Below are 4,584 nucleotides of genomic sequence, written 5' to 3'. Positions count from 1 at the left end.
CGTTGCGGGCCTTCCCGCTGCTCGACGGCTGGCGTGGTCGTCCAGCCGTGGACGTCGTGGCTGCCGCCGCCGTCGTGGCTGCCGTTTCCCGCCTGCTTGCCGAGTCGCCAGAGATCGTGGAGTGCGAGATCAACCCACTTCGGGTCGGTCCTGGTGGCGCGGTCGCTGTCGACGCCCTCGTCGTTGCAGCTGACCGCAACGTCAGCCAGCCCAACTGACATTCACTGACAACCTAGGAGCATCTGCATGATCGAGCAGTCCACCGAGTTCTCGGGCAAGGTCGCCCTCGTCACCGGAGGCGGGTCGGGAATCGGTCGCGCCATCGCGGTGCGCCACGCCGCCGGCGGTGGTGACGTGGTCGTCCTCGGCCGCCGTGCTGAGCCGTTGGAGGAGACCGTCCGGCTTGCCGAGAAGTACGGCGTGCGCGCCTGCTTCGTCAGCTGCGATGTCCGTGACGCTGATGCCGTCACCGCAGCCGTGGATGGTGTTGTCGCCGACTTCGGCCGGCTGGACTCCCTGGTCAACAACGCTGCCGGCAACTTCGTCTGTGCGGCGGAGGACCTGTCGCCCGGTGGCTGGCGCGCGGTCGTCGACATCGTGCTCAACGGGTCGTTCTACGCGACGCGCGCTGCGGCCCAGCACATGCTGGCTGCGGGTGAAGGCTCGATCGTCAACGTGATCGCTTCCTATGCGTGGCACGGTCACCCCGGCACAGTGCACAGCGCTGCGGCCAAGGGAGGCATCCTGGCGATGACCCGGACCCTGGCTGCCGAGTGGGGCGGTCGCGGGGTGCGCGTCAACTGCATCTCGCCGGGTCCCACCGAGACCGAGGGCGCCGGTGCGGCGCTCTGGCCGACCGCGGAGGACCGGGCCCGCGTCCTGGGCAGTGTCCCCGCCGCGAGGTTCACCACTCCGGAAGAGGTCGCCGAGTCGGCCGCCTTCCTGCTCGACCCGCGTCGGGCCGGCTACATCACCGGTGACGTGCTCAGCGTCGACGGAGGACAGTGGCTGGGCAAGGCTGTCTATGCCGACTCCTCGAAGGGACGATGACCATGCCCACGATGACTGGTGGCGAGGCCCTCGTCGCTGCACTCGCTGCCCACGGAGTCGAGGTGGCTTTCGGGATCCCTGGCACGCACAACCTCGAGATCTACAAGCACCTCGCGTCCCACGGTGTGCGCCACATCAGCACTCGTCACGAGCAGGGTGCCGGCTATGCGGCCGACGGCTATGCCCGTACGACGGGTCGCGTCGGTGTCGCCGTCGTGACCAGCGGTCCAGCGCTCCTCAATGCCGCTGCCGCGGTCGGTCAGGCGTACTCCGATTCGATCCCGGTGCTGGTGGTCTCGCCCGGGCTGCCGCTGCGGCACCCGGCGACCGGCAACGGACTCCTGCACGAGACTCGTGACCAGGGAGCCGCACTTGCCGCCGTTGCGGCCGCGAGCCTGCGGCCGACCAGCGTCGCCGAGATCCCGACCGCGGTCGCCCAGGCCTTCGCGATCATGACTTCGGGCCGCCCACGCCCGGTGCACCTCGAGGTGCCGCTCGACGTCCTGGACGAGTCGGCCGAGGTCCAGCTGGTGGCGCCCGTCGTCACCGCCGCTGCGGCCGCACCGTCGGCGTCGGTCGAGACAGCTGCTGCCCGGCTCGCCAGCTCCACCTCACCCGTGCTGCTCGTCGGCGGGGGAGCGCGAGGCGCCGCTGGGCAGGTCCGGTCACTCGCCGAGCGCCTCGGCGCCCTCGTCGTGACGACCACCAACGGCAAGGGAGTCCTGCCCGAGGACCACGCACTGGCCCTCGGGGCCGGCATCCACCTGCCCGCTGTGAAGGCGCTTGTGGAGGAGGCGGACGTCGTGGTCGCGATCGGGACGGAGCTCGCTCCCGCCGACCTCTGGTACGGACCGCTCCCGGTTGCGGGCAAGCTGGTCAGGATCGACATCGACCCGGTCGGCATGGTCACCAACGCTGCGCCCGCAGTCACGGTGGTCGGCGACGCCGCGGTAGCGCTGGACGGGATCCTCTCTGCACTCGGCGCGGGAGAGCCTGCCCGCCCTGACGCTGATGACTGGCGGGAGCGCAAGGCGAAGGACGCGCAGGCCGAGGGCGCCGAGTGGCTCGAGGTGGTGGCCGCGATCGGTGCTGCCGTGCCGCGCGACGTGGTGATGGCGACCGACAATGCCATGGCCTGTTACTTCGGCACGCTGGCCAACCTGGCGACGTACACACCGGCGTCGTACCTGTTCCCGACGGGCTACGGCACACTCGGCTACGGCCTGCCTGCAGGGATCGGGGCGAAGGTCGGCAACCCCGACCGTCCGGTGGTCGCGATGCTGGGCGACGGCGGCGTGATGTTCACCGTCGCGGAGCTGGCAACGGCGGCCGAGCTCGGGATCGCGCTGCCCGTGGTGGTCGTCGACAACTCCGGCTATGGCGAGATCCGCAACGAGATGGCTGACCGAGGCGACCCGGTCCACGCCGTCACGTTCCCGGCGCCCGACTTCGCGGCACTGGGTCGTGCCGTCGGTTGCCTCGGGGTCACCGTCGACCTCGGCGCGGACGGCACTGCGTCCGACCTCACCACCGCGGTCCGCGACGCGCTCGTCGCCGACCGTCCCACCCTCATCCACGTCCGCATGCCCCGCGAAGGAGGAGCTCGATGAGCGCCCCGAAGACCACCCCGACCGCCCGCGAAAGCCTGCTCGAGATCACCTGGACCGACCCGGTCACCGGGCGAAAGGGGTACGTCGTCATCGACACCCTCGTGCGCGGGCTGGCAAGCGGCGGCCTTCGACTCCGCGAGGGCTGCTCCCTCGAGGAGGTGCGCGGACTCGCCCAGGGGATGACCCGCAAGGAGGCGCTGGTCTACGACCCTGCCGACCGCTACCTGCCCCTGGGTGGCGGCAAGGGCGGAATCGACATCGACCCCGCCGACCCGCAGGCCACCGAGGTCCTTCGCCGCTTCCTTGCGGCCGTGCTGCCGGTGGTCCGGGAACAGTGGAACACCGGTGAGGACTTCGGCCTGCGTCAGGAGACGATCGACAAGGTCGCCGCCGACCTCGGTCTCGCGTCGACGGTCGAGGCGGTCTTCGCGACCATCGAGGACGCGCCTGCTGCCCGCCGGCGCCTCGCTGAGGCCTTCGCCGAGCTCGTGGGCGGCATCTCGCTGGGCGACCTCGTCGGTGGTTACGGCGTCGCGCAGGCCTGCCTGGTTGCTGCCGAGCGCAATGGCATCATTGCCGGCGAGGCGACGGCCGTGGTGCAAGGCTTCGGCTCGATCGGCGGTGCGGCGGCCCGCTACCTCGCCAGTGCAGGCGTGAAGGTGATTGCCGTCGCCGACCGCGAGGGACTCATCCGTGACGACCGCGGACTGGACGTCGAGGCACTCCTCGAGGCGCGTGACGGCCTCGGCGTGATCGACCGCCATGGCCTTCCCGCGGGAGTGGTCCTCGGGGACCGTGACGCATGGCTGGACGTGCCGTGCGACCTGCTGGTGCCGGCGGCCATGTCCTACGTCATCCGGCCCGAGGACGTCGACCGGGTGCAGGCGCGGATCGTCGTCGAGGGTGCCAACATGCCCACGCTGCCTGAAGCGGAGGCCGCGCTCCTGGCCCGGGGCATTCCCGTGGTGCCGGACTTCCTGGCCAACGTGATGACCAACGCCTGGTGGTGGTGGGTGGTCTTCGGCGACGTCGCGCCTACCGCCGTGTCGTCGTACGCCAAGATCGACGCCGTCATGCGTCGCCTCGTCACGGAGGTCGCCGACGCCGCCGACGCGTCCGGCCGGACCCTTAGGGAGTGCGCGGGCGAGCTGACTGCCCGCAACTCCGCCGCCCTGACCGAGCGCTTCGGGGTCACCGGATGACCAGTGCCGGACTGCTCGAGTGCGGCGAGGTCTTCATCGGTGGTCAGTGGCACGCACCGCAAGGCGCCGGTAGGCGTGATGTCGAGAATCCCGCCACAGAGCTGGTGATCGGACACGCCGCCGACGGTGGTGAGTCCGACGTGACGGACGCTGTTGCCGCTGCCCGCGCAGCGTTCCCGGCGTGGTCGCGGGCCACTGTCGAGGACCGCCTCGCCGTCCTCGAGCGGTGGTACGACGAATTGTCGGCGCGGTACGCCGACCTGGTCGCGATCACGGTGGCCGAGGTCGGGGCACCGGTCGCCATCGCGCGGGAGGCACACGTCGACCTCGGGCTTGCGGTCTTGCGCAGCTACCTGGACTCGGCCGGGGACGTGGCGTGGGAGGAGCAGATCGGCAACTCGCTCGTCCTGCGCGAGGCAGCCGGCGTGGCTGCCTGCATCACTCCCTGGAACTACCCGTTCTACCAGGTGATCGCCAAGCTGGGCGGCGCCCTGGTGGCCGGGTGCACGGTGGTGCTGAAGCCTGCGGAGCTCACCCCGCTGTCGGCGTACCTGCTCGTCGATGCCGCGGACCGCGCGGGGCTACCTGCTGGAGTGCTCAACCTGGTGCCGGGCCCGGGCAGGGTCGTCGGCGAGGCACTGGTGACGCACCCGGACGTCGACGTCGTGTCGTTCACCGGCTCGACCGGCGTCGGTGCGCGCATCACGGCCCTGGCGGCGCCC

General features: G+C 71.0%; 5 protein-coding genes. All 5 read left to right on the top strand.

From position 1 onward, the window contains the following. Window positions 1-47 precede the first annotated feature (47 nt). The gene (locus tag ACOADB_RS00960) at window positions 48-218 is read left to right on the top strand and encodes an acetate--CoA ligase family protein (RefSeq protein WP_378596054.1); all 171 of its coding nucleotides are present in this window, start codon (window positions 48-50) and stop codon (window positions 216-218) included. Window positions 219-246: 28 nt separating this feature from the next. Further along, complete coding sequence (locus tag ACOADB_RS00955; protein ID WP_378596052.1) at window positions 247-1,050, top strand: SDR family oxidoreductase; 804 nt, start codon at window positions 247-249, stop codon at window positions 1,048-1,050. 2 nt (window positions 1,051-1,052) lie between these two features. Beyond that, window positions 1,053-2,660, top strand: coding sequence for a 5-guanidino-2-oxopentanoate decarboxylase (locus ACOADB_RS00950; protein WP_378596051.1), 1,608 nt, complete (start codon window positions 1,053-1,055; stop codon window positions 2,658-2,660). Next, window positions 2,657-3,862, top strand: coding sequence for a Glu/Leu/Phe/Val dehydrogenase dimerization domain-containing protein (locus ACOADB_RS00945; protein ID WP_378596050.1), 1,206 nt, complete (start codon window positions 2,657-2,659; stop codon window positions 3,860-3,862). The genes ACOADB_RS00950 and ACOADB_RS00945 overlap by 4 nt, the downstream gene beginning before the upstream one ends. After that, window positions 3,859-4,584: aldehyde dehydrogenase family protein (locus ACOADB_RS00940; protein ID WP_378596049.1), on the top strand; the 726-nt coding region annotated here is incomplete at its 3' end. The genes ACOADB_RS00945 and ACOADB_RS00940, both read left to right, overlap by 4 nt.

Source organism: Nocardioides sp. CPCC 206348 (assembly GCF_048654705.1).
Taxonomy (GTDB): Bacteria; Actinomycetota; Actinomycetes; order Propionibacteriales; family Nocardioidaceae; genus Nocardioides.
Note: the sequence above shows the minus strand (reverse complement) of the source record. Positions and strands in the feature narration are given on the sequence as shown.